Annotated in this window: 19 protein-coding genes; 9 read left to right on the forward strand and 10 right to left on the reverse strand. The window is 74.5% G+C overall.

Annotation, left to right across the window (positions count from 1 at the left end):
* The first annotated feature begins 10 nt into the window (after nt 1-10).
* From ACFVU3_RS12220 to hutH, 3 genes are all read left to right on the forward strand, one after another.
* Complete coding sequence (locus ACFVU3_RS12220) at nt 11-799, forward strand: enoyl-CoA hydratase/isomerase family protein (protein ID WP_390065793.1); 789 nt, start codon at nt 11-13, stop codon at nt 797-799.
* A gap of 169 nt (nt 800-968) precedes the next feature.
* The gene (locus tag ACFVU3_RS12225; protein ID WP_390065794.1) at nt 969-2102 is read left to right on the forward strand and encodes a diguanylate cyclase domain-containing protein; all 1134 of its coding nucleotides are present in this window, start codon (nt 969-971) and stop codon (nt 2100-2102) included.
* Nucleotides 2103-2345: 243 nt separating this feature from the next.
* Nucleotides 2346-3887 carry a histidine ammonia-lyase gene (gene hutH, locus ACFVU3_RS12230; protein WP_390066005.1) on the forward strand — a complete coding sequence of 514 codons (1542 nt, stop codon included), beginning with the start codon at nt 2346-2348 and terminating at the stop codon, nt 3885-3887.
* A gap of 182 nt (nt 3888-4069) precedes the next feature.
* Here hutH and ACFVU3_RS12235 read toward each other — a convergent pair whose 3' ends face one another.
* A complete protein-coding gene (locus ACFVU3_RS12235) occupies nt 4070-4342 on the reverse strand; it encodes a hypothetical protein (RefSeq protein WP_390065795.1) in 273 nt (90 codons plus the stop codon).
* A gap of 115 nt (nt 4343-4457) precedes the next feature.
* On the opposite strand from ACFVU3_RS12235, the gene ACFVU3_RS12240 reads away from it, so the two are divergent.
* Nucleotides 4458-4841, forward strand: a complete 384-nt coding sequence (locus ACFVU3_RS12240; protein ID WP_390065796.1) for a hypothetical protein — start codon at nt 4458-4460, stop codon at nt 4839-4841.
* Nucleotides 4842-5031: 190 nt separating this feature from the next.
* Nucleotides 5032-6303 carry an Ig-like domain-containing protein gene (locus tag ACFVU3_RS12245; RefSeq protein WP_390065797.1) on the forward strand — a complete coding sequence of 424 codons (1272 nt, stop codon included), beginning with the start codon at nt 5032-5034 and terminating at the stop codon, nt 6301-6303.
* A 57-nt stretch (nt 6304-6360) separates the two neighbouring features.
* Here the strand turns inward: ACFVU3_RS12245 and ACFVU3_RS12250 are convergent, their stop codons facing one another.
* On the reverse strand, nt 6361-6927 hold the full coding sequence (locus ACFVU3_RS12250) for a hypothetical protein (protein WP_390065798.1): 567 nt from the start codon (nt 6925-6927) through the stop codon (nt 6361-6363).
* A gap of 59 nt (nt 6928-6986) precedes the next feature.
* On the opposite strand from ACFVU3_RS12250, the gene ACFVU3_RS12255 reads away from it, so the two are divergent.
* Together ACFVU3_RS12255 and ACFVU3_RS12260 are read left to right on the forward strand one after the other, a co-directional pair.
* The gene (locus ACFVU3_RS12255) at nt 6987-8342 is read left to right on the forward strand and encodes a BTAD domain-containing putative transcriptional regulator (RefSeq protein ID WP_390065799.1); all 1356 of its coding nucleotides are present in this window, start codon (nt 6987-6989) and stop codon (nt 8340-8342) included.
* A 47-nt stretch (nt 8343-8389) separates the two neighbouring features.
* Nucleotides 8390-8788 (forward strand): DUF1330 domain-containing protein, encoded by a 399-nt coding sequence (locus ACFVU3_RS12260; RefSeq protein ID WP_390065800.1) that lies wholly within the window; start codon nt 8390-8392, stop codon nt 8786-8788.
* Here ACFVU3_RS12260 and msrA read toward each other — a convergent pair.
* The 4 genes from msrA to ACFVU3_RS12280 form a co-directional block, all read right to left on the reverse strand.
* The gene (gene msrA, locus ACFVU3_RS12265; protein WP_390065801.1) at nt 8728-9387 is read right to left on the reverse strand and encodes a peptide-methionine (S)-S-oxide reductase MsrA; all 660 of its coding nucleotides are present in this window, start codon (nt 9385-9387) and stop codon (nt 8728-8730) included. The genes ACFVU3_RS12260 and msrA overlap by 61 nt on opposite strands.
* Nucleotides 9388-9472: 85 nt before the next feature.
* Nucleotides 9473-10573, reverse strand: coding sequence for a hypothetical protein (locus tag ACFVU3_RS12270; RefSeq protein ID WP_390065802.1), 1101 nt, complete (start codon nt 10571-10573; stop codon nt 9473-9475).
* A gap of 59 nt (nt 10574-10632) precedes the next feature.
* Entirely contained in the window at nt 10633-12219 is a 1587-nt protein-coding gene (locus tag ACFVU3_RS12275; protein WP_390065803.1) for a M48 family metallopeptidase, read from the reverse strand.
* A 226-nt stretch (nt 12220-12445) separates the two neighbouring features.
* Nucleotides 12446-13552: a hypothetical protein gene (locus ACFVU3_RS12280; protein ID WP_390065804.1), complete on the reverse strand. Its 1107-nt coding sequence runs from the start codon at nt 13550-13552 to the stop codon at nt 12446-12448.
* A 72-nt stretch (nt 13553-13624) separates the two neighbouring features.
* On the opposite strand from ACFVU3_RS12280, the gene ACFVU3_RS12285 reads away from it, so the two are divergent.
* Entirely contained in the window at nt 13625-14779 is a 1155-nt protein-coding gene (locus tag ACFVU3_RS12285) for a cystathionine gamma-synthase (RefSeq protein WP_390065805.1), read from the forward strand.
* Nucleotides 14780-14836: 57 nt separating this feature from the next.
* Here the strand turns inward: ACFVU3_RS12285 and ACFVU3_RS12290 are convergent, their stop codons facing one another.
* From ACFVU3_RS12290 to ACFVU3_RS12305, 4 genes are read right to left on the reverse strand one after another with little or no spacing between them, the layout of a single operon-like run.
* The gene (locus tag ACFVU3_RS12290; protein WP_189853465.1) at nt 14837-15028 is read right to left on the reverse strand and encodes a DUF1059 domain-containing protein; all 192 of its coding nucleotides are present in this window, start codon (nt 15026-15028) and stop codon (nt 14837-14839) included.
* A 56-nt stretch (nt 15029-15084) separates the two neighbouring features.
* On the reverse strand, nt 15085-15333 hold the full coding sequence (locus ACFVU3_RS12295) for a hypothetical protein (protein ID WP_390065806.1): 249 nt from the start codon (nt 15331-15333) through the stop codon (nt 15085-15087).
* On the reverse strand, nt 15330-15869 hold the full coding sequence (locus ACFVU3_RS12300) for a sigma factor-like helix-turn-helix DNA-binding protein (RefSeq protein WP_390065807.1): 540 nt from the start codon (nt 15867-15869) through the stop codon (nt 15330-15332). The genes ACFVU3_RS12295 and ACFVU3_RS12300 overlap by 4 nt, the downstream gene beginning before the upstream one ends.
* 31 nt (nt 15870-15900) lie before the next feature.
* Nucleotides 15901-16413 (reverse strand): MarR family winged helix-turn-helix transcriptional regulator, encoded by a 513-nt coding sequence (locus ACFVU3_RS12305; RefSeq protein ID WP_390065808.1) that lies wholly within the window; start codon nt 16411-16413, stop codon nt 15901-15903.
* Between the two features lie 146 nt (nt 16414-16559).
* On the opposite strand from ACFVU3_RS12305, the gene ilvA reads away from it, so the two are divergent.
* Nucleotides 16560-17789, forward strand: coding sequence for a threonine ammonia-lyase (gene ilvA / locus ACFVU3_RS12310; protein ID WP_390065809.1), 1230 nt, complete (start codon nt 16560-16562; stop codon nt 17787-17789).
* The last annotated feature ends 53 nt before the right edge of the window (nt 17790-17842 follow it).

The raw sequence follows: 17842 nt of genomic DNA on the forward strand, positions 1-17842 counted from the left end.
GGCGCAGGAGATGTCCGAGCAGCGTTTTGGTGAGTTCGTGCTGGTCCGCAAGGAGGGGCACGTCGCCGAGTTCGTCCTCGACCGGCCCAAGGCCATGAACGCGGTCTCCTCCGAGATGGCCCGCTCCATCGGCGACGCCTGCGCGGCGCTCGCCGCCGACCCGGCGGTTCGGGTCACCGTCCTGACCTCCTCGAACGACCGGGCCTTCTGCGTCGGCGCCGACCTCAAGGAGCGCAACTCCTTCACCGACGCCGAGCTGGTCCGCCAGCGGCCCACCGCCCGCGGCGCCTACACCGGTGTCCTGGAGCTGCCGATGCCGACCGTCGCGGCCGTGCACGGCTTCGCCCTCGGCGGCGGCTACGAGCTGGCGCTCGCCTGCGACCTGATCGTCGCCGACGCCACCACCGTCGTCGGCCTCCCCGAGGTCTCCGTCGGCGTCATCCCGGGCGGCGGCGGTACGCAGCTGCTGCCGCGCCGGGTGGGTGCCGCGCGCGCCGCCGAGCTGGTCTTCACGGCGCGCCGGGTCGAGGCCGGCGAGGCGCGCGAGCTGGGCCTCGTGGACGTCGTCGCGGAGGACGCCCGCACGGCCGCCCTGGAGCTCGCCGGGCGGATCGCCGTGAACTCGCCGGTCGGGCTGCGCGCCGCGAAGAAGGCGATGCGGCTGGGCCAGGGCCTGGACCTGCGGGCCGGCCTGGAGGTCGAGGACGCGGCCTGGCGCTCGGTGGCCTTCTCCGGGGACCGCGCCGAGGGAGTGGCGGCGTTCAACGAGAAGCGGAAGCCGGAGTGGCCCGGCGAGTGACGGCGATCCGCGAGGCGATCCCCGAGGTGATCCCCGAGGCGGCCCGTGAGGTGATCGGCGAGGCGATCCGTGAAGCGGAGTGACTGATTCCGCCCTTCTGGATGATCAATTATCACTTTCCGTGACGTCTCGGAGGGGAAATCAGATCAAACCTCCCTAAGCTGGAGGAATGGGAGAGGACGTGCGGCTGCGGGCCGTGGTGGCGCTGGCGCAGGGGATGGCGGCGGCGCACACCCCGCGCGAGTTCTGGCGGGCCGCGGCGCTCGGGGCGAGTGCCGGGCTCGACGGGAGCTTTGGCGCCCTGTCGGTCTGGGAGCGGGACCACGGGCGGCTGCGGGTGCTGGTGAACGCCGGGGAGCGGGCGGTCGGCGAGGAGGAGTTCCCGGACGCGGAGACGTATCCGGTCCACCAGTTCCCCGAGATCACCGAGTTCCTGCACGAGCGGTGGGCGGTCGGCGCCGGTCCGCACGCCTGGATCGAGACCGCCGACGCGCCCGTCGTCACCGGCCGGGTCGCTGGCCTGCGGCGGCGCGGCCGGTGCTGCTGCGTGGTCGCCCCGATCGTGCTGCACGGGCGGGCCTGGGGTGAGCTGTACGTGGCCCGGCCCGCCGGGGCGAAACCTTTCGCCGCGGCGGACGCGGACTTCGCGAACGTCCTCGCCGCGGTCGTCGCGGCCGGCATCGCCCAGGCCGAACGCCTGGAGGAGGTCCGCAAGCTCGCCTTCACCGACCCCCTCACCGGCCTCGCCAACCGGCGCGCGGTCGACGCCCGCCTCGACGAGGCCATCGAGCGCTATCGGGCCGACGGTTCGGTCGTCAGCCTCGTCGTCTGCGACCTCAACGGCCTCAAGCGCGTCAACGACACCCACGGCCACGCCGTCGGCGACCGCCTCCTCGAACGCTTCGGCTCCGTCCTCTCCCGCTGCGGCGCCCGCCTCCCCGGAGCCCTCGCGGCCCGCCTCGGCGGCGACGAGTTCTGCCTCCTGGCGGTCGGGCCCACCGCCGACGAGGTGGTGGCGGTGGCGGAGGAGCTCTGCGTCCGCGCCGCCGAGCTGGAGCTGGGCGAGGGCGTGGCCTGCGGGGTCGCCTCCACCGGCGACCCCATCGGCCCCCTCAAGTCCGCCCGCCGCCTCTTCCGGCTCGCCGACGCCGCCCAGTACCAGGCCAAGGCCGCCCGCTCCACGAAACCGGTGGTGGCCGGCCGCGACGGCACCGTCATCCGCCTCGCCGACGCCCCGCCCGGCGGCCGTGACCGCCGCCGCTTCCGCGACGCCCCGACGGTGGAGCTGCCGCCGGGTCCGTGACGGGCGCGGCGGGAGGGGGTGCCGCGGGACGGGGTGTCGCGGCGGGGGCGCTCCCCGGCGGCCCGCCCCGGGGTCCCGGGGGCGCCGCCTCCGGTGCCGCGGCGACCCCGCGGGGCAGACTGGAACCCCTCCGTCCGCCCCCGGGCGGGGTCGGTGACCGGTAAGGGGCCGTGACCGTGTGGGACGGTGACGGATTGCCTAGTGACAGGTCGGTCTTCAATCCGTAGGGTGCTGAATATGGATATGCAGACAGTCGTTCTCGGCACGTCCGGCACGACCCCGCAGGACGTCATCGCCGTCGCCCGTCACGGCGCCCGTGTCGAGCTGTCGGAGGGGGCCGTCGAGGCGCTCGCCGCCTCCCGCGCCGTCGTCGACGCGCTCGCCGCCAAGCCCGAGCCCGTCTACGGCGTCTCCACCGGTTTCGGCGCCCTCGCCACCCGGCACATCGACCACGAGCTGCGCACCCAGCTCCAGCGGAACATCGTCCGCTCGCACGCCGCCGGCATGGGCCCGCGCGTCGAGCGCGAGGTCGTCCGCGCCCTGATGTTCCTGCGGCTCAAGACCGTCGCCTCCGGCCACACCGGCGTCCGCCCCGAGGTCGCGCAGACCATGGCCGACGTCCTCAACGCCGGCATCACCCCGGTCGTCCACGAGTACGGCTCCCTCGGCTGCTCCGGAGACCTCGCCCCGCTCTCCCACTGCGCCCTCGCGCTCATGGGCGAGGGCGACGCCGAGGGCCCCGACGGCACCGTGAAGCCCGCCGGCGAGCTGCTCGCCGCGGCCGGCATCGAGCCCGTCGTCCTCCGGGAGAAGGAGGGCCTCGCCCTCCTCAACGGCACCGACGGCATGCTCGGCATGCTGATCATGGCCCTCGCCGACCTCGACACCCTCTACAAGTCGGCCGACGTCACCGCCGCCCTCTCCCTCGAAGCCCTCCTCGGCACCGAGAAGGTCCTCGAACCCGAGCTGCACGCCATCCGCCCCCACCCCGGCCAGGCCGCCTCCGCCGCCAACATGCTGGCCGTCCTCAAGGGCTCCGGCCTCACCGGTCACTTCCAGGCCGGCGAAGCCCCCCGCGTCCAGGACGCCTACTCGATCCGCTGCGCCCCGCAGGTCGCCGGCGCCGGCCGCGACACCATGGCCCACGCCCTGCTCGTCGCCGAGCGCGAGCTGGCCGCCGCCGTCGACAACCCGGTCGTGCTGTCCAGTGGCGAGGTCCGCTCCAACGGCAACTTCCACGGTGCCCCCGTCGCGTACGTCCTCGACTTCCTCGCCATCGCCGCCGCCGACCTCGGCTCCATCGCCGAGCGCCGCACCGACCGGCTCCTCGACAAGAACCGCAGCCACGGCCTGCCGCCCTTCCTCGCCGACGACGCCGGCGTCGACTCGGGCCTCATGATCGCCCAGTACACCCAGGCGGCCCTGGTCAGCGAGATGAAGCGGCTCGCCGTCCCGGCCTCCGCCGACTCGATCCCGTCCTCCGCGATGCAGGAGGACCACGTCTCCATGGGCTGGTCCGCCGCCCGCAAGCTCCGCACCGCCGTCGGCAACCTCGCCCGGATCATCGCCGTCGAGCTGTACGCCGCCACCCGGGGCATCGAGCTGCGCCACGGCCTCACCCCCGCCCCCGCCTCGCGGGCCGCCATCGACGCCCTGCGCGCCGCCGGTGTCGAGGGCCCCGGCCCGGACCGCTTCCTCGCGCCCGACCTGGCCGCCGCCGACGCCTTCGTCCGCGAGGGCCGGCTGGTCGCCGCCGTCGAGCCGGTCACCGGCCCGCTCGCCTGACCCGCGCCCCACGACCGCGCGAGAAGGGCCGCCCTCCGGGGCGGCCCTTCTCGCGTGCGGGGAAAGTCCGGCCGGAAAGCCCCGGTGTCGAAGCCCCGGTCTCGAAGCCCCGGCCGGAAAGCCCCGGCCTCGGTGAGGCCCGGTGTCGGAAAGCTCGGCCGGGAGGCTCTGTCCCGGAAGCGTCAGGAGGCGCGTCCGTGCCGCCGCATCGCCAGCGCCACGAAGCCGGCGCCCACGCCGAGGAACCCCGTCCCGCTCAGTACGTACGCGGTCGTGTCCGGGCCGCCTGTCTCCGCCAGCCGGCCGTCGCCGGGGGCCACGGGGTGCGAGCCGCCGCTCCGCACCCCCGCCCCGGCGGCGCCGTCGGAGGCGTTCGCCGACGGGACGAACCACAGGGCGCACAGCAGGGTCCCCGCCGCGGTGGCGGTCAGCAGCGGACGTCGGGCGGCGGACACGCGGATCTCGTTCTCCCTCACGGCAGGCCCCGCGGGACCCCGCGGTGGGCCAGATGCTATTGAACACAGCGGGTCGCGGGAAAGCCGAGGGCGGGCAGACCCTACGCTCCCAGCCATGAGCACCTCCGAGACCCCCGCCACCGCCGGCCCCGAGACCACCGCCCGCCACGTCCGCCTCCGCGTCGACATCGTCCTGGAGATCGACGGGCCCGCCGAGCTGACCACCGCCGCCGAGGGACGGATCGACTCCGACGAGTTCATGCCGGCCGACGAGCGCGAGCACGCCCGGGCCGCCGTCCGGGAGGACGCCTCCGAGGCCCTGGCCTACCTCGTGGAGCCGTTCGACCTCGTCCGCGACCTGCCGGGCGTCGAGCTCGTCCAGGCCGCCTGGAGCAGCGAGGAGATCGAGTACGACCCCGATGCGATGGAGTGGGAGCTCGACGAGGAAGATGGGGACGGGGACGACTCCGACGACGCGGAGGGCGCCGACCGGCCGTAGGGGCGACGACCGCCCTGTCCACCGGCCCTGGGACGGCGTCCCGGGGCCTTTTCGCGCCGGTGTGCGACGAGCGGGAACCGGAACGCCGCCGCACGCGTGTCGATCAGTGGTGTTCCCCACAAACCCCCCGCTTCCGGAACCGGACGGGGTGTCATGGGTGTTCTGATGGATTGACAGGGAATCGGCGACGATGGAGAAGCGTGTGATGACGGTCGGCAAGCGCCGCAGGAGCCTGGCAGCCGCGGCGGCGGTGCTCAGCGGCGTACTCGTGCTCTCGGCCTGCAACGACGACGACTCGGCCGGCGCGGCCGCGTCCGGCTCGCCGACCGCCACGTCACAGGCCCAGGTCGACGAGGCCGCCGAGCAGAAGACCTCCAAGGCGCAGATCACGATCTCGCCGGAGAACGGCTCGCAGAACGCCTCCATCAACAACGACGCCAAGGTCGCCGTCACCGAGGGCAAGCTCACCGAGGTCACCATGACCTCCGCCGAGGGCACCGCGGTCAAGGGCGAGATAGCGGCCGACGGCCTCTCCTGGAAGCCGTCCGGCCAGCTGGAGCGCGCCACCGTCTACAAGATCGCCGCCACCGCCGTCGACGCGGCCGGCCTGGAGGCGCACGAGAACTCCTCCTTCACCACCGTGTCGAAGGAGAACAGCTTCATCGGCAACTTCACCCCCGAGGACGGCTCGACCGTCGGCGTGGGCATGCCGGTCTCGATCAACTTCAACAAGGCGATCACCGACAAGAAGGCCGTCCAGGGCGGCATCGAGGTCACCTCCAGCTCCGGCCAGGAGATCGTCGGCCACTGGTTCAACTCGACCCGGCTCGACTTCCGCCCGGACGACTACTGGAAGGCCGGCTCGACGGTCACCCTCAAGCTCGACCTCGACGGCGTCGAGGGCGCCGACGGCGTCTTCGGCGTCCAGCAGAAGACCGTCACCTTCAAGGTCGGCCGCAGCCAGGTCTCCACGGTCGACGTCGCGAAGAAGACGATGACCGTCGTGCGCGACGGCAAGGTGATCCGGACCATTCCGATCTCCGCCGGCTCCCCGGACAACACCACCTACAACGGCGAGATGGTGATCTCCGAGAAGTTCAAGGAGACCCGGATGAACGGCGCCACCGTCGGCTTCACCGACTCCGACGGCAAGGGCGAGTACGACATCAAGGACGTGCCGCACGCCATGCGCCTGTCCACCTCCGGCACCTTCATCCACGGCAACTACTGGGGCGCCCGCTCCATCTTCGGCTCCGTGAACACCAGCCACGGCTGCGTCGGCCTCGCCGACGTCAAGGGCGCCGGCGACCCCAACCAGATGGCCGCCTGGTTCTACGACCAGTCGATCACCGGTGACGTCGTGGTCGTCAAGAACTCCAAGGACAAGACGATCGCCCCCGACAACGGCCTGAACGGCTGGAACATGAACTGGTCCGCCTGGAAGGCCGGCTCGGCGGTCTGACCCGCCCCCGGCCCCGCGAGAAGGGCCCCCTCCGCTCCGGAGGGGGCCCTTCCGCGCTCAGGCCACCTCGGCGCAGAGCGGCTCGGTCGTGCCGCGCAGCAGGTCCAGCGTCTTGTACCCGGTGGGCGAGACGTCGAGCGTGTACGTCCCGTCCACGGTGTACAGCCCGCGCGCCACGTTCCCGCCGCCCTCGCCGAAGCCGGCCAGGATCGGGCCGGTGACGTACCACCGCTGCGAGCGGTCCGGCCGGAGCACGACGACGGCGTGGCCGCTCGCGTCCGCGTCGTACGAGGCGCCGGTCCCCGAGTGGGTCACCCGGACCACGAGCGTGCCCTTGTACTCGACGACCAGGGTGCCGTCCTCGTACGTGGCCAGCGTGCGCCGCACCACCTCGTCGACGACGGGACCGCCGTGCACGGCGAAGTCGCAGCGGACACCGGCCGGATACGACCAGGACGGGGAGGGGGCCGGCTCCCACGGGCCGGGCAGGGCGGTCGCGGTGGTCGCGGCGGCCGCCGGGGCGGCGGTGGCGAGCGGGGCGGCGAGCACGCCGCAGACGGCCAGCGCGAGGACGGAGCTGCGCATGGTGAACTCCTCGGTGAGGAAGGCGGATGCGAACGGCACCACCTTCCGCCCGCCCCCTGACCACAACCTGACCACCGGCCCCGTAGGGTTCCGGCACCATGGACTTCGCCCTCCTCGGGCCCTTCGAGGCCCGCCACGAAGGACGGCCCGTGCCGCTCGGCATCCGCCGCCAGGAACGGTGCCTGCTCGCCTTCCTCCTCCTGGAGGCCGGCCGGCCTGTCCCCACCGGCCGCCTCGCCGACCTGCTGTGGGACGGCGCCCCGCCGCCCACCGCCCGCGCCACCCTGCACACCTACGTGGGCCGGCTGCGGGCCGCCCTCCGGCCCCACGGCGTCACCGTCGCCACCCGGCACGACGGATACGCGGTCGAGACCGGCGGACACGCCGTGGACGTGCAGGAGTTCCTCGCGCTCCTCGGCCGGGCCGCGCACGCCGGCGACCCCGGCGAACAGGTCCGCTGCCACGACCGCGCCCTCGCCCTCTGGCGCGGCCCCCTCCTCGACGGCCTCCTCGACCCCGGCCGGCGCGCCCGGATCGGCGGCCGGCTCGCCGAGCTGCGCCTCACCGCCCTGGAGGAACGCGCCGAGAGCCACCTCACCATGGGCCTCCACACCCGCGTCCTCGCCGACCTCGCCCCGCTCGCCGCCGCGCACCCCGACCGGGAACGCCTGGTCGCCGCCCTGATGACCGCGCTGTACCGCTCCGGCCGCCAGGCCGAGGCCCTGGAGGCGTACCGGGCCACCCGCGACCACCTGGTCACCGAACTCGGCATCGACCCCGGTCCCGCGCTCACCACCCTCCACGAGCGGATCCTCGCCGCCGACCCCCGCCTGGACCGCCCGCCGGCCCCGCTCTACGCGGTCCGGGTCCGCGACCACTGGCTGCCCTGGTCCACCGGAGGCCACCCCGCCCTGGAGTTCTGCAACACCTACGCCGGCTGGCACCGCAGCCCCGAGACACCCGGCTCCGACTGGCTCCGCGGCTACCCGACCCTCGCCGTCTGGGCCGGCCACCTCGACCTGGCCGACGACACGGTCGTGGACGCGCTCCTGGACCTCGCCCTGGCCCGCCCCGCCGCCGCGACCGCCGCCCTCGAAGAGGCCCGGTCCTTCCGCACGGCCCTCTACGCCTGCCTCACGGACCCCGCCGACGCCCGCGCCTTCCGTACCGTGGCCGCCACGGCCGGCGAGGCGGCGGCCGCAGCCGTCCTCACCGCGGGACCCGACGGCGTCGCCCACTGGCGGCTGCCCCCGTCGGCCGGACTGCGCCTGCCGCTGCTGGCCACCGCACGGGCCGCCGCCGACCTCCTCACCACCCCCGCCCGCCTCACCCTCCGCGCCTGCCCCGGCGCCGACTGCGGCTGGCTCTTCCAGGACGCGGCGGGCCGCCGCCGCTGGTGCTCCCTCTCCACCTGCGGCGGCGGCCCGGCCCGGACGCCTGCGGCCGGAGCCTGACCTCCGGGGTAATCGACCCCGGCGCCGGGGCCCGGCACGCTGGGGCCATGACCGCATACGCGATGGCCGTCCTGAGCCCGAAGCCCGTCCTCGACCCCGAGGTGCTCGCCTACATGGAGCGGATCCAGGCCACCCTGGACCCCTTCGGCGGACGCTTCCTCGTGCACGGCGCACCCCGGCGCGAGGTGCTCGAAGGGACGTGGCCGGGCGCTGTCGTGATCATCGCCTTCCCGTCGTACGACACGGCGAGGGCCTGGTACGACTCCGAGCCGTACCAGGCCCTGCTGCCCCTGCGGACCCGCCACATGGCGGGCGACGTGCTGCTGATCGACGGCACCCCCGAGGGGTACGACCCGGCCGCGACGGCCGCGGCCCTGCGCGCGGCCTACTCCGCCGGGGCCACCCCGATCGGGCAGGAGACGCCGGTGCCGCCGATGCCGCAGTAGCCGGCCGGGTTCTTGTCCAGGTACTGCTGGTGGTAGCCCTCCGCCGGGTAGAACGGGCGGTCGCCGGCCGGCAGGACGGCGGTGGTGATCTCGCCGTACCCGGAGGCGGCCAGGACCTTCTGGTAGGCGGCGCGGGACGCCTCGGCGGTCTCCGCCTGGGCGGGGGAGTGGGTGTAGGCCGCGGAGCGGTACTGGGTGCCCACGTCGTTGCCCTGGCGGAAGCCCTGGGTCGGGTCGTGGGACTCCCAGAAGACCTTCAGCAGGGTCTCGTACGACACCCGCGCCGGGTCGAAGACGACCCGGACGACCTCGGTGTGCCCGGTGAGGCCCGAGCAGACCTCCTCGTACGTGGGGTTCGGCGTGTAGCCGCCCTGGTAGCCGACGAGCGTCGTCCAGACGCCGTCGGTCTGCCAGAACTTCCGCTCGGCGCCCCAGAAGCAGCCGAGCCCGAAGTCGGCGACCTCCAGGCCCTCCGGGTAGGGGCCGAGCAGCGGGTTGCCGAGCACCGTGTGGCGCTCGGGCACCGAGAACTCCGGCTCCGGGCGGCCGCGCAGGGCCTGCTCCGGGGCGGGCAGGACGGGGGTGCGGGACAGGAACATGCGGCATCTCTCCTCGGCAAGGGGGCGACAAGCACAACACGGCGGGTCCGGGAGGGATTCCCCGCCCGGACCCGCCGTGCCGCGGTCAGGCGCCGCGCGCCTTGAGGACCTCCGCCGCCGTGTAGTCCCGGACCTTCGTGTAGCGGCCCTTCGGGTCGCCCGAGTACGTCCACGGCGCGCACCCGATGTGGCCGTCGATCTCGCGGAACTGCGCGAGCGCCTCCTCGTAGCGGTCCTGCCAGTACAGGATCCAGGCCAGCATGTGCCGGGTCTCCGCGATGCGCGGGTCGGCGGCGTCGAGGACCTTCACGGCCTCCGCCAGGTCGGCGAGGGCCGCGTCCGCGGCCGCGACGACCTCCGGGCGGTTGTAGAAGGTCTGCGGGTTGAGATCGGAGTCGTACGACTCCTGCTCGAAGTACGCCTCCAGCGGGAACACCGAGAGCAGCTGCCCCGGACGGCCCCGGTCCGCCCCGCGCCGGGCGAAGGCGAGCGCCTCCTCGTGCGAGCCGCGCCACTTGGCGCACCAGTACTGCAGGCCGCTGGAGTAGGCGAGGTAGTTGAGCGGGTCGCGCTTCTCGATCTCGGCCCAGATCGCCTCGAACGCCTCGTGGGGGTAGCCGAGGCCCATCGCGAGCGGCAGCTCGCCGATGAACGGGCTCGGGTCGTCGCCCGCGAGCTCCTGGGCGCGCGCGAACGCCTCACGGGCCTCCGCCAGGACCCGGTGGAACGAGGCGAACTGCTCGTCCGTCGTGTGCTTCGCCTGCTTGGAGCCGCGGATCTCCCAGGCCAGGTACACCAGCGCGTTCGCGTGCACGGCGGCCGCCGCCGGGTCCTCCGGGCGCTCGGCCCGCCACGCGAGCAGCCAGGCGTCGTCCTGCACGGCCGCGTCCGCGAGCCGGCTGATCCGCCGCCGCCGCTCGTACCAGTCGCGCCCGGCGGCCTCCACGTACGCGGCCCCGGCCTGCCAGTCCCCGCCGCGCACCGCCTCGACGAGGGCGGTCCGCTCGGGCTGCGGAGGCGTCATCTCCTCCGTGTCCAGCCGGTCGGCGGGCAGCAGCCCCAGCCGCGCGGCGGCCTCGGCGCGCGACCGGGAGGACTTCCCGGGACCGCCCGCCCTGGCCCGGCGGGACTTGAACCAGAAATACAGCACGACCGCGATCGCGATCAGCGGGATGAGACGGGGCATGGGGTGGGGCGTTTCCTTCCGGGGAGGGACGCGGGGGAGCGTGCGGGGGTCGTGACCGGTCAGCGCGCCGCGGCCGGCGCCAGGAGGGCGCGCAGCGGGGCGGTGTCCGGGAGATCGGCGGTGACGGCGTCCAGGGCGGCGGAGAGGGCTGCCGCCGCGCCGTCGGGGAGGTGCAGGGTCGCGGGGCCGGACCAGGACAGCTCCCAGTGGGCCCGGCCGGAGCGGAGCAGTTCGTCCGTCGCCAGGGCGGACAGGCCACGGCGCAGCCCGGGGCGGGCGAACTCGCGGGCCGCGCGGCCGGTCGCCGCCGAGGCTTCGTCGGACTTCGGGAGCCGTCCGGCGATCTCCCAGAGGGAGCCCGCGTCGATCGCGTCGAGGAGCGCCGGGAGCGCGGCCCCGCCGGCCGCCGCGCGCAGCTCCTCCGTGCCCTGGGCGACGCGGGCGCTCATGGCCTCGTGGACGAGGTCGGGCCAGTCCAGGCGCCGCATCCGCAGGGCCTCCGGCGTCAGCGACACGTCCTCGACGGCGGCCAGGGCGTCCTGCGGCGAGGAGAGGACGGCGAGCGCGGGTCCGGAGGGCTCCGCCGCGCGGCCGTCGTCGGGGAGCGCCTCGACGCGGGCGACCCGTTCGGCGGCCGGCGGGTGCGAGTCGTAGGGGGAGACCGGCGCGTCGGGGAGCTCCTCGCTCATCGCGGACAGCTCCTCGGCGCGGGCCGCGAGCAGGTGCCGTACGCCGCCGAACACCTCGCCGCGCGGCGGCAGGAGCCCGAACTCGGTGCCGAGCGCGGCGTAGGAGGACACGTAGTGGTCGTTCGCCGCGTCGAGCGCGGGGATGGACCGCAGGGCGCGCGCCGTGGCGTCGCGGCCCGCGATCCGGGCCGCCGCGAGGTCGGCGGCGAGCTCCTGGCGGCGGGCGCCGGAGTGGGTGGCCCGCAGGTAGAGACGGCCGTAGGCGGTGTAGATCTTCGCCATCGTGCGGTAGGTGACGCCGACGCCGGTGGTGTCCACCTCCTTGGCCTTCCTGCCGCGGGCGACCCGCTTCTCCGCCTTCCGCTCCTGGCGCGCCCGTTCCTTGGCGACCTTGTGGGCGGCCTTGGCGTGGAACACCTCGATCATGCGCGTGACCTGGACGCGTCCGCGCACGGTGAGCCCGGAGAGGCGGGTGTCGGAGTTCGCGTAGTGACCCAGCTCGTGGGCGAGGACGGCGCGCAGGCCGGCCTCGTCGAGCCCCGTCAGCAGGGGCAGACCGACGTACAGCCGCCGGACTCCGCCGACGATGCCGAGGAACCGGGCGTCCTCGCTGACGGCGGCGTTCACCTCGGCGGTCAGCCGGATCTCGTCCGGGGCGCGGGTGCCGACCTCGCGGGCGAGTTCGCGCACGGCCGCCCACAGCCGGGGCTCGTCGGCCTCGGTGACGAGGACGCCGCCGGGCTCGTCGTCGGGCGGGGTGCGCAGCATGAACATGCCCCGGACGACGGGGACGGCGAGCAGCGCCGAGACGAAGAGGATCTTGAGTCTGATCGCGGCCGGCGCCCACAGCCAGACCACCCAGTCGATCGCGCCGAGCAGCGCGAGCAGGCCGAGGCTGAGCAGATGGAAACCGGAGAGCAGTACGAGCGCGCGCACGGCACGCAGGGTCGCGCCCATCGGGCAGAGTCCCCCCACGGGAAAAGGTCGACGGATGCCGGGAGACGGAATGCCGACGATCGGGGTGCCGAAGATCGGGGGACCGAGGCCCGGGTCGCCGTAAAACGGCTGTTCGAAGCATGTGGGGGGAAGCGGAGTATCGCCTACGGGCGGGGACGCCGTCCACTCGGAAAAAGGGGCCCCGGACGGGCCCCTTCCTCCGGGTTCCGGCGGACACCGGGTCCGGCTACCGCCGCAGGCCGGCCGGGCTCCCGCCGTTCGCCTCGTACCCGGCCACCGCCAGGTTCCGGTGCAGCGTGTAGTCGGCGGCCGGGTCGCCGCTGAGCGTCCACGGCAGCGCGCCCACATGGCCGTCCACCCGCACCAGCTGGTGCATCGCCTCGGCCCAGCGCTCGCCGCGGACGAGGAACAGGACGAGCAGGTGCCGCACGTGAGCGAGCATCGGGTCGTCGGGGCGGGCCGAGTGCACCGCGTACAGCGCGCCCTCCATCGCCTTGCCGACCACCGCCGTGCGGTAGAAGTCCTGCACCAGCACCACGTCCGGCACGTGCTCGAAGACCGCGAAGAGCGGCAGCGCGGCGAGCAGCGACCCCCGCGGGGCCCGGGCGGCGGCCGTGGTCGCGAAGTGGTCGGCCTCCTCGCGCGAGCCGTGCCACTTCTCGCACCAGTAGTGCAGCGCCGCCAGGTGCGCGCCCATGTGCTGCGGCGCCCGGTCGATGACCTTGGCCCACACCTGGTCGAACTGCTCGTGGCTGTAGCCGAGTCCGCGGGCCACGGCGAGCTGCGTGATGTACGGGACGGGGTCGCCGGGCGCGAGCAGCGCCGCCTCGTCGGCGACCTTCCGGGCCTCCTCCAGGATGATCCGGAAGTCGTCGGAGCCGGCCGCCGAGGAGCGCCACGCCTGCTGCACCAGGAACTCCGCGTGCACGGCCGCGGCGCCCGCGTCCTTCGGCGCGTCCGAGCGCCAGGCGCGCAGCCAGGCGCCCCCGACGCCGGGCTTCTCCGCGAGCTCCAGGGAGGCCGCGCCGGCGAATGCCTGGACGCGCTGCCAGCGGACCTCGCCCTCCTTCCCGGTGCCGGCGAGCAGCTGGGCCGCGGCCCGCCAGTCCTGGGTGGCCTGCACGACGTCGAGGACGTCGAGGAGATCGTGGTCCGGGCCGGGGAGCCGCACGTCGAGCTCCTCCTGCCGGACGAATCCGTACGCCTCCGGGTCGGCGGCGTCGGGCGTGCCGGGCGCGACCTGCCGGATGCCTCCGGAGCGCCGGCGCAGCACGTAGGGGCCGAGGACGCCGAAGATCAGACCCAGGGCGATCAGGAACCAGAGAATCTCCATGTGTCCATTGTCCAGGACGCCGTGGTGGACGAATCGCGGCGGTGGGCGGGCCCCGGCACTACGCTCCTGACCATGAGCGACCAGCACAACCACCAGAACTTCGAGACCCGCGCCATCCACGCGGGCAACACCGCCGACCCGCTGACCGGCGCGGTCGTCCCGCCCATCTACCAGGTGTCCACCTACAAGCAGGACGGTGTGGGCGGGCTCCGCGGCGGCTACGAGTACAGCCGCAGCGCCAACCCGACCCGTACCGCCCTGGAGGAGAACCTGGCGGCCCTGGAGGGCGGCCGGCGCGGTCTCGCCTTCGCCTCCGGTCTCGCCGCCGAGGACTGCCTGCTGCGCACGCTGCTCGCCCCCGGCGACCACGTGGTCATCCCGAACGACGCGTACGGCGGCACCTTCCGGCTCTTCGCCAAGGTCGTGCAGCGCTGGGGCGTCGACTTCTCCGTCGCGGACACCTCGGACATCGCGTCCGTGCGCGGCGCGATCAACGACCGCACGAAGCTGATCTGGGTCGAGACCCCGTCGAACCCGCTGCTCGGCATCACCGACATCGAGGCCGTCGCGGGCATCGCCCGCCAGGCCGGCGTGAAGCTGGTCGTCGACAACACCTTCGCCTCGCCCTACCTCCAGCAGCCGCTGGCGCTGGGCGCGGACGTCGTCGTGCACTCCCTCACCAAGTACATGGGCGGCCACTCCGACGTCGTCGGCGGCGCGCTGATCGCGGCCGACGCGGAGCTCGGCGAGGAGCTGGCGTACCACCAGAACGCGATGGGCGCGGTGGCCGGCCCGTTCGACTCGTGGATCGTGCTGCGCGGCATCAAGACGCTCGCCGTCCGGATGGACCGGCACAGCGAGAACGCGACGAAGGTCGCCGACTTCCTCACCCGGCACCCGAAGGTGACGCAGGTGCTCTACCCCGGTCTGGCCGAGCACCCGGGCCACGAGATCGCGGCGAAGCAGATGCGGTCCTTCGGCGGCATGATCTCCTTCCGCGTCGAGGGCGGCGAGGACGCGGCGGTCGGCGTCTGCAACCGCGCGAAGCTCTTCACCCTGGGCGAGTCGCTGGGCGGCGTCGAGTCGCTCATCGAGCACCCGGGCCGGATGACGCACGCCAGCGTCGCCGGTTCGGCCCTGGAGGTCCCGGCCGACCTGGTCCGCCTCTCGGTGGGCATCGAGAACGCCGACGACCTGATCGCGGACCTGCGCGAGGCGCTGGGCTGAGCCCGGCGGCACCTCACGGCCCGGGTACGGCCTTCCGTACCCGGGCCCCTCGGTCGTTCAGGTCCCGGGCAGCGCGTCCTTCAGGCTCGCCCGGACCTCGGCGCGCAGTTCCGGGGAGTCCGTGTGCTCGTGGACGGAGACCGCGTGCTCGGTGGCGGCGCGCACCACCTCTTCCTCCTCGCCCGAGATGTAGAGGGAGCAGCCCGACACGCTGGGGGCGTCCCGGCAGTCGGCGGCTTTCCTGGTCATGTCGGCCTCCTGCGATGGTGTTCCGACCGCCCCCTCCTTCCAGGCTAGGGCCGTCCTCACGGCCCGGCGAACGGCGGCGTCGTCGCGGCCGGCGGCGGCTCCCAGGGGCGGGCCTCCGCCGCCCAGAGGGTGAGGGCGACGACGGCCAGCCCGGCCAGCACCCGGCCGGCCCCGCGCAGCGCCCGTTCCCGCCGCCGCACCCGGTCGCCCCGGGCCGCCGCCCGCGCCCCGAGGCCGGACGGCACCGGAGGGTGCGGGGTGTCGAGCAGCCGGCGGACGGCCGCCTCCTTGTCGCCGTGTCTCACGCGGCCGCCTTCCCGCGCCCAGGGCCCGCGCCGGCGCCCGCCGCGCCACTGCCCGTCGTGCGGCCGCCCGCCGCGCCGGGGCCCGCCGCGCCGCCCGTCGTGCCGGCCCGCATCCGGGCCACCGCGCGGGCGCACACCGCCCGGATCCTGGCCTCCGGGAGGCCGAGCAGCGCGGCGGTCTGCTCCTCGGGCACGCCCTCGTACAGGCGGAGCACCAGCACCAGCCGCTCCCGGGGGGTGAGGGCGCCGAGGACGCCGCCCCGGCCGGCGCGGTGCCGCCAGGCGGTCCGGGCGAAGCGCAGAGCGAGGTCGTCGCGGGTGAGGGCGTACGGGTCCTCGTCGCCGCCCCGGGCGCGGACCGCGTAGGTGTGGGCGAGGGCGGCGGTCAGCAGGGCGTGGGCGTACGGGTTGCGGGTCCGGGTCTCGGCGGTGAGCAGCGTGGCGACATGCAGCAGCCGTCCCGCCGCACCCGCCACGAAGGCGTCGAACTCCTGGGCGCGGGCGGCGTGTTCGGATCGGCCCCGGTGCTTCTCCACACCTCATCAAGGACCCGGAGGGGAGGCGGGGTCAACCCCCGTGCGCGGAACCCCCGGTGCCGGCCTGATGCGCCGACTGGCGGGCGGACAGGGCCGCGTTGAAACGGGTGAGCAGCGAGCAGAAGGACGTGCGCTCGTCCTCGGTCCAGCCGTCGGTGACCTCGGCCATCAGCGTGCGGCGCGAGGAGCGGACCTCCTCCAGGCGCTCCAGGCCGCGCGCGGAGAGCTGGAGGACGACCGCGCGGCCGTCCTCGGGGTGCGAGGTGCGCTTGACGAGGCCGGAGTCGACGAGCGGGGCGACCTGGCGGGTGACGGTCGAGGAGTCGATCCCCATGCCCGCCGCGAGCGCCTTGACGCCCATCGGCCCTTCCTGGTCGAGGCGGTTGAGGAGGAGGTAGGCGGCCCGGTCCATGGAGTTGCGGAGCTGGCCGGTGCCGCCGAGGCGGGTCTGCTCGGCCCGGCGGGCGAAGACGGCCACCTGGTGCTGGAGGGCATCGAGGAGACCGGGATCAAGCTCAGTCGTCATGTCCTGAGATGGGGGCATGGCTGGGGGGCTCTCTCGTGCGGGGGTGGTCGGTGTGGGGGACAGAGTACGCGGACGCGGGGGGCTCCGTACCGGCCGTGCGCAAACCCGCCCCGGGGCCGTGGCCCGCGCGGCCGCGACCCCGGTGAGCTGCGAGACTTGGGGTCATGACCTTCGGTACGCCACACCCCTTGCACCGTCTGATGCTCGACGACGTGCGGGGCGCGCAGAAGATGCTGTCGGGGGTGGCCCGGACGACCGCCCTGGAGGGCAGCCGCCATCTGTCCTCGCTGGTGGGGGCGCCGGTGCTGCTCAAGTGCGAGAACCTCCAGCGGACCGGTTCGTTCAAACTGCGCGGCGCGTACGTGCGGATCGCCGGGCTCCGGCCCGAGGAGAAGGCGGCGGGGGTGGTCGCCGCCTCGGCCGGGAACCACGCGCAGGGTGTGGCGCTCGCCTCACAGCTGCTCGGCGTGCGCGCGACCGTGTTCATGCCGGTCGGCGCCCCGCTGCCGAAGGTCGCGGCGACCCGGGAGTACGGGGCGGACGTGCGGCTGCACGGACACGTGGTGGACGAGACGCTGGCCGCGGCGCAGGAGTACGCCCGGGAGACCGGGGCGGTCTTCATCCACCCCTTCGACCACCCGGACGTGATCGTCGGCCAGGGCACGGTCGGCCTGGAGATCCTGGAGCAGTGCCCGGAGGTGCGCACCATCGTGGTCGGGATCGGCGGCGGCGGGCTCGCGGCCGGGATCGGCCTCGCGGTGAAGTCGGTCCGGCCGGACGTGCGGATCGTGGGCGTGCAGGCGGAGGGGGCGGCGGCCTATCCGCCGTCGCTGGCCGCCGGGCATCCGGTGGTGGTCGAGTCGCCGGTGACGATGGCCGACGGCATCAAGGTGGGGCGGCCCGGGGACGTGCCCTTCGGGCTGGTCCAGGAGTACGTGGACGAGGTGCGCACGGTGTCGGAGGACGCGCTCTCCTCGGCGCTGCTGCTCTGCCTGGAGCGGGCGAAGCTGGTGGTGGAGCCGGCCGGGGCCAGCCCGGTGGCGGCGCTGCTGAGCGACCCGGAGTCCTTCCGCGGCCCGGTCGTGGCGGTCCTGTCGGGCGGGAACGTGGACCCGCTGCTGCTCCAGCGGATCCTGCGGCACGGCATGGCGGCCGCCGGACGGTACCTGAGTCTGCGGCTGCGGGTGGCGGACCGGCCGGGGGCGCTGGCGACGCTGCTCGCGGTGCTGACGGTGGTCGACGCGAACGTGCTCGACGTCAGTCACGTACGGACCGATCCCCGGCTCGGCCTCACGGAGGTGGAGGTGGAGCTGCGCCTGGAGACGAAGGGGCCGGAGCACTGCCGGGAGGTGGAGGAGGCGCTGCGGGAGGCGGGTTACACCGTCCTGGCCTGAGCGCGGCGCCGCGCGCTGTCCTAGGATCGGCAGAAATGCCCGAAATGATCCGG

The organism is Streptomyces sp. NPDC058052 (genome assembly GCF_042885515.1).
Lineage (GTDB): Bacteria > Actinomycetota > Actinomycetes > Streptomycetales > Streptomycetaceae > Streptomyces.

What these genes read in the sequence shown, in the direction of transcription:
- ACFVU3_RS12220 (WP_390065793.1), top strand. Translation starts at nt 11, where the DNA reads ATGTCCGAGCAGCGTTTTGGTGAGTTCGTGCTGGTCCGCAAGGAGGGG.
- ACFVU3_RS12225 (WP_390065794.1), top strand. Translation starts at nt 969, where the DNA reads ATGGGAGAGGACGTGCGGCTGCGGGCCGTGGTGGCGCTGGCGCAGGGG.
- hutH (WP_390066005.1), top strand. Translation starts at nt 2,346, where the DNA reads ATGCAGACAGTCGTTCTCGGCACGTCCGGCACGACCCCGCAGGACGTC.
- ACFVU3_RS12240 (WP_390065796.1), top strand. Translation starts at nt 4,458, where the DNA reads ATGAGCACCTCCGAGACCCCCGCCACCGCCGGCCCCGAGACCACCGCC.
- ACFVU3_RS12245 (WP_390065797.1), top strand. Translation starts at nt 5,032, where the DNA reads ATGGAGAAGCGTGTGATGACGGTCGGCAAGCGCCGCAGGAGCCTGGCA.
- ACFVU3_RS12255 (WP_390065799.1), top strand. Translation starts at nt 6,987, where the DNA reads ATGGACTTCGCCCTCCTCGGGCCCTTCGAGGCCCGCCACGAAGGACGG.
- ACFVU3_RS12260 (WP_390065800.1), top strand. Translation starts at nt 8,390, where the DNA reads ATGACCGCATACGCGATGGCCGTCCTGAGCCCGAAGCCCGTCCTCGAC.
- msrA (WP_390065801.1), bottom strand. Translation starts at nt 9,387, where the DNA reads ATGTTCCTGTCCCGCACCCCCGTCCTGCCCGCCCCGGAGCAGGCCCTG.
- ACFVU3_RS12270 (WP_390065802.1), bottom strand. Translation starts at nt 10,573, where the DNA reads ATGCCCCGTCTCATCCCGCTGATCGCGATCGCGGTCGTGCTGTATTTC.
- ACFVU3_RS12275 (WP_390065803.1), bottom strand. Translation starts at nt 12,219, where the DNA reads ATGGGCGCGACCCTGCGTGCCGTGCGCGCGCTCGTACTGCTCTCCGGT.
- ACFVU3_RS12280 (WP_390065804.1), bottom strand. Translation starts at nt 13,552, where the DNA reads ATGGAGATTCTCTGGTTCCTGATCGCCCTGGGTCTGATCTTCGGCGTC.
- ACFVU3_RS12285 (WP_390065805.1), top strand. Translation starts at nt 13,625, where the DNA reads ATGAGCGACCAGCACAACCACCAGAACTTCGAGACCCGCGCCATCCAC.
- ACFVU3_RS12290 (WP_189853465.1), bottom strand. Translation starts at nt 15,028, where the DNA reads ATGACCAGGAAAGCCGCCGACTGCCGGGACGCCCCCAGCGTGTCGGGC.
- ACFVU3_RS12305 (WP_390065808.1), bottom strand. Translation starts at nt 16,413, where the DNA reads ATGCCCCCATCTCAGGACATGACGACTGAGCTTGATCCCGGTCTCCTC.
- ilvA (WP_390065809.1), top strand. Translation starts at nt 16,560, where the DNA reads ATGACCTTCGGTACGCCACACCCCTTGCACCGTCTGATGCTCGACGAC.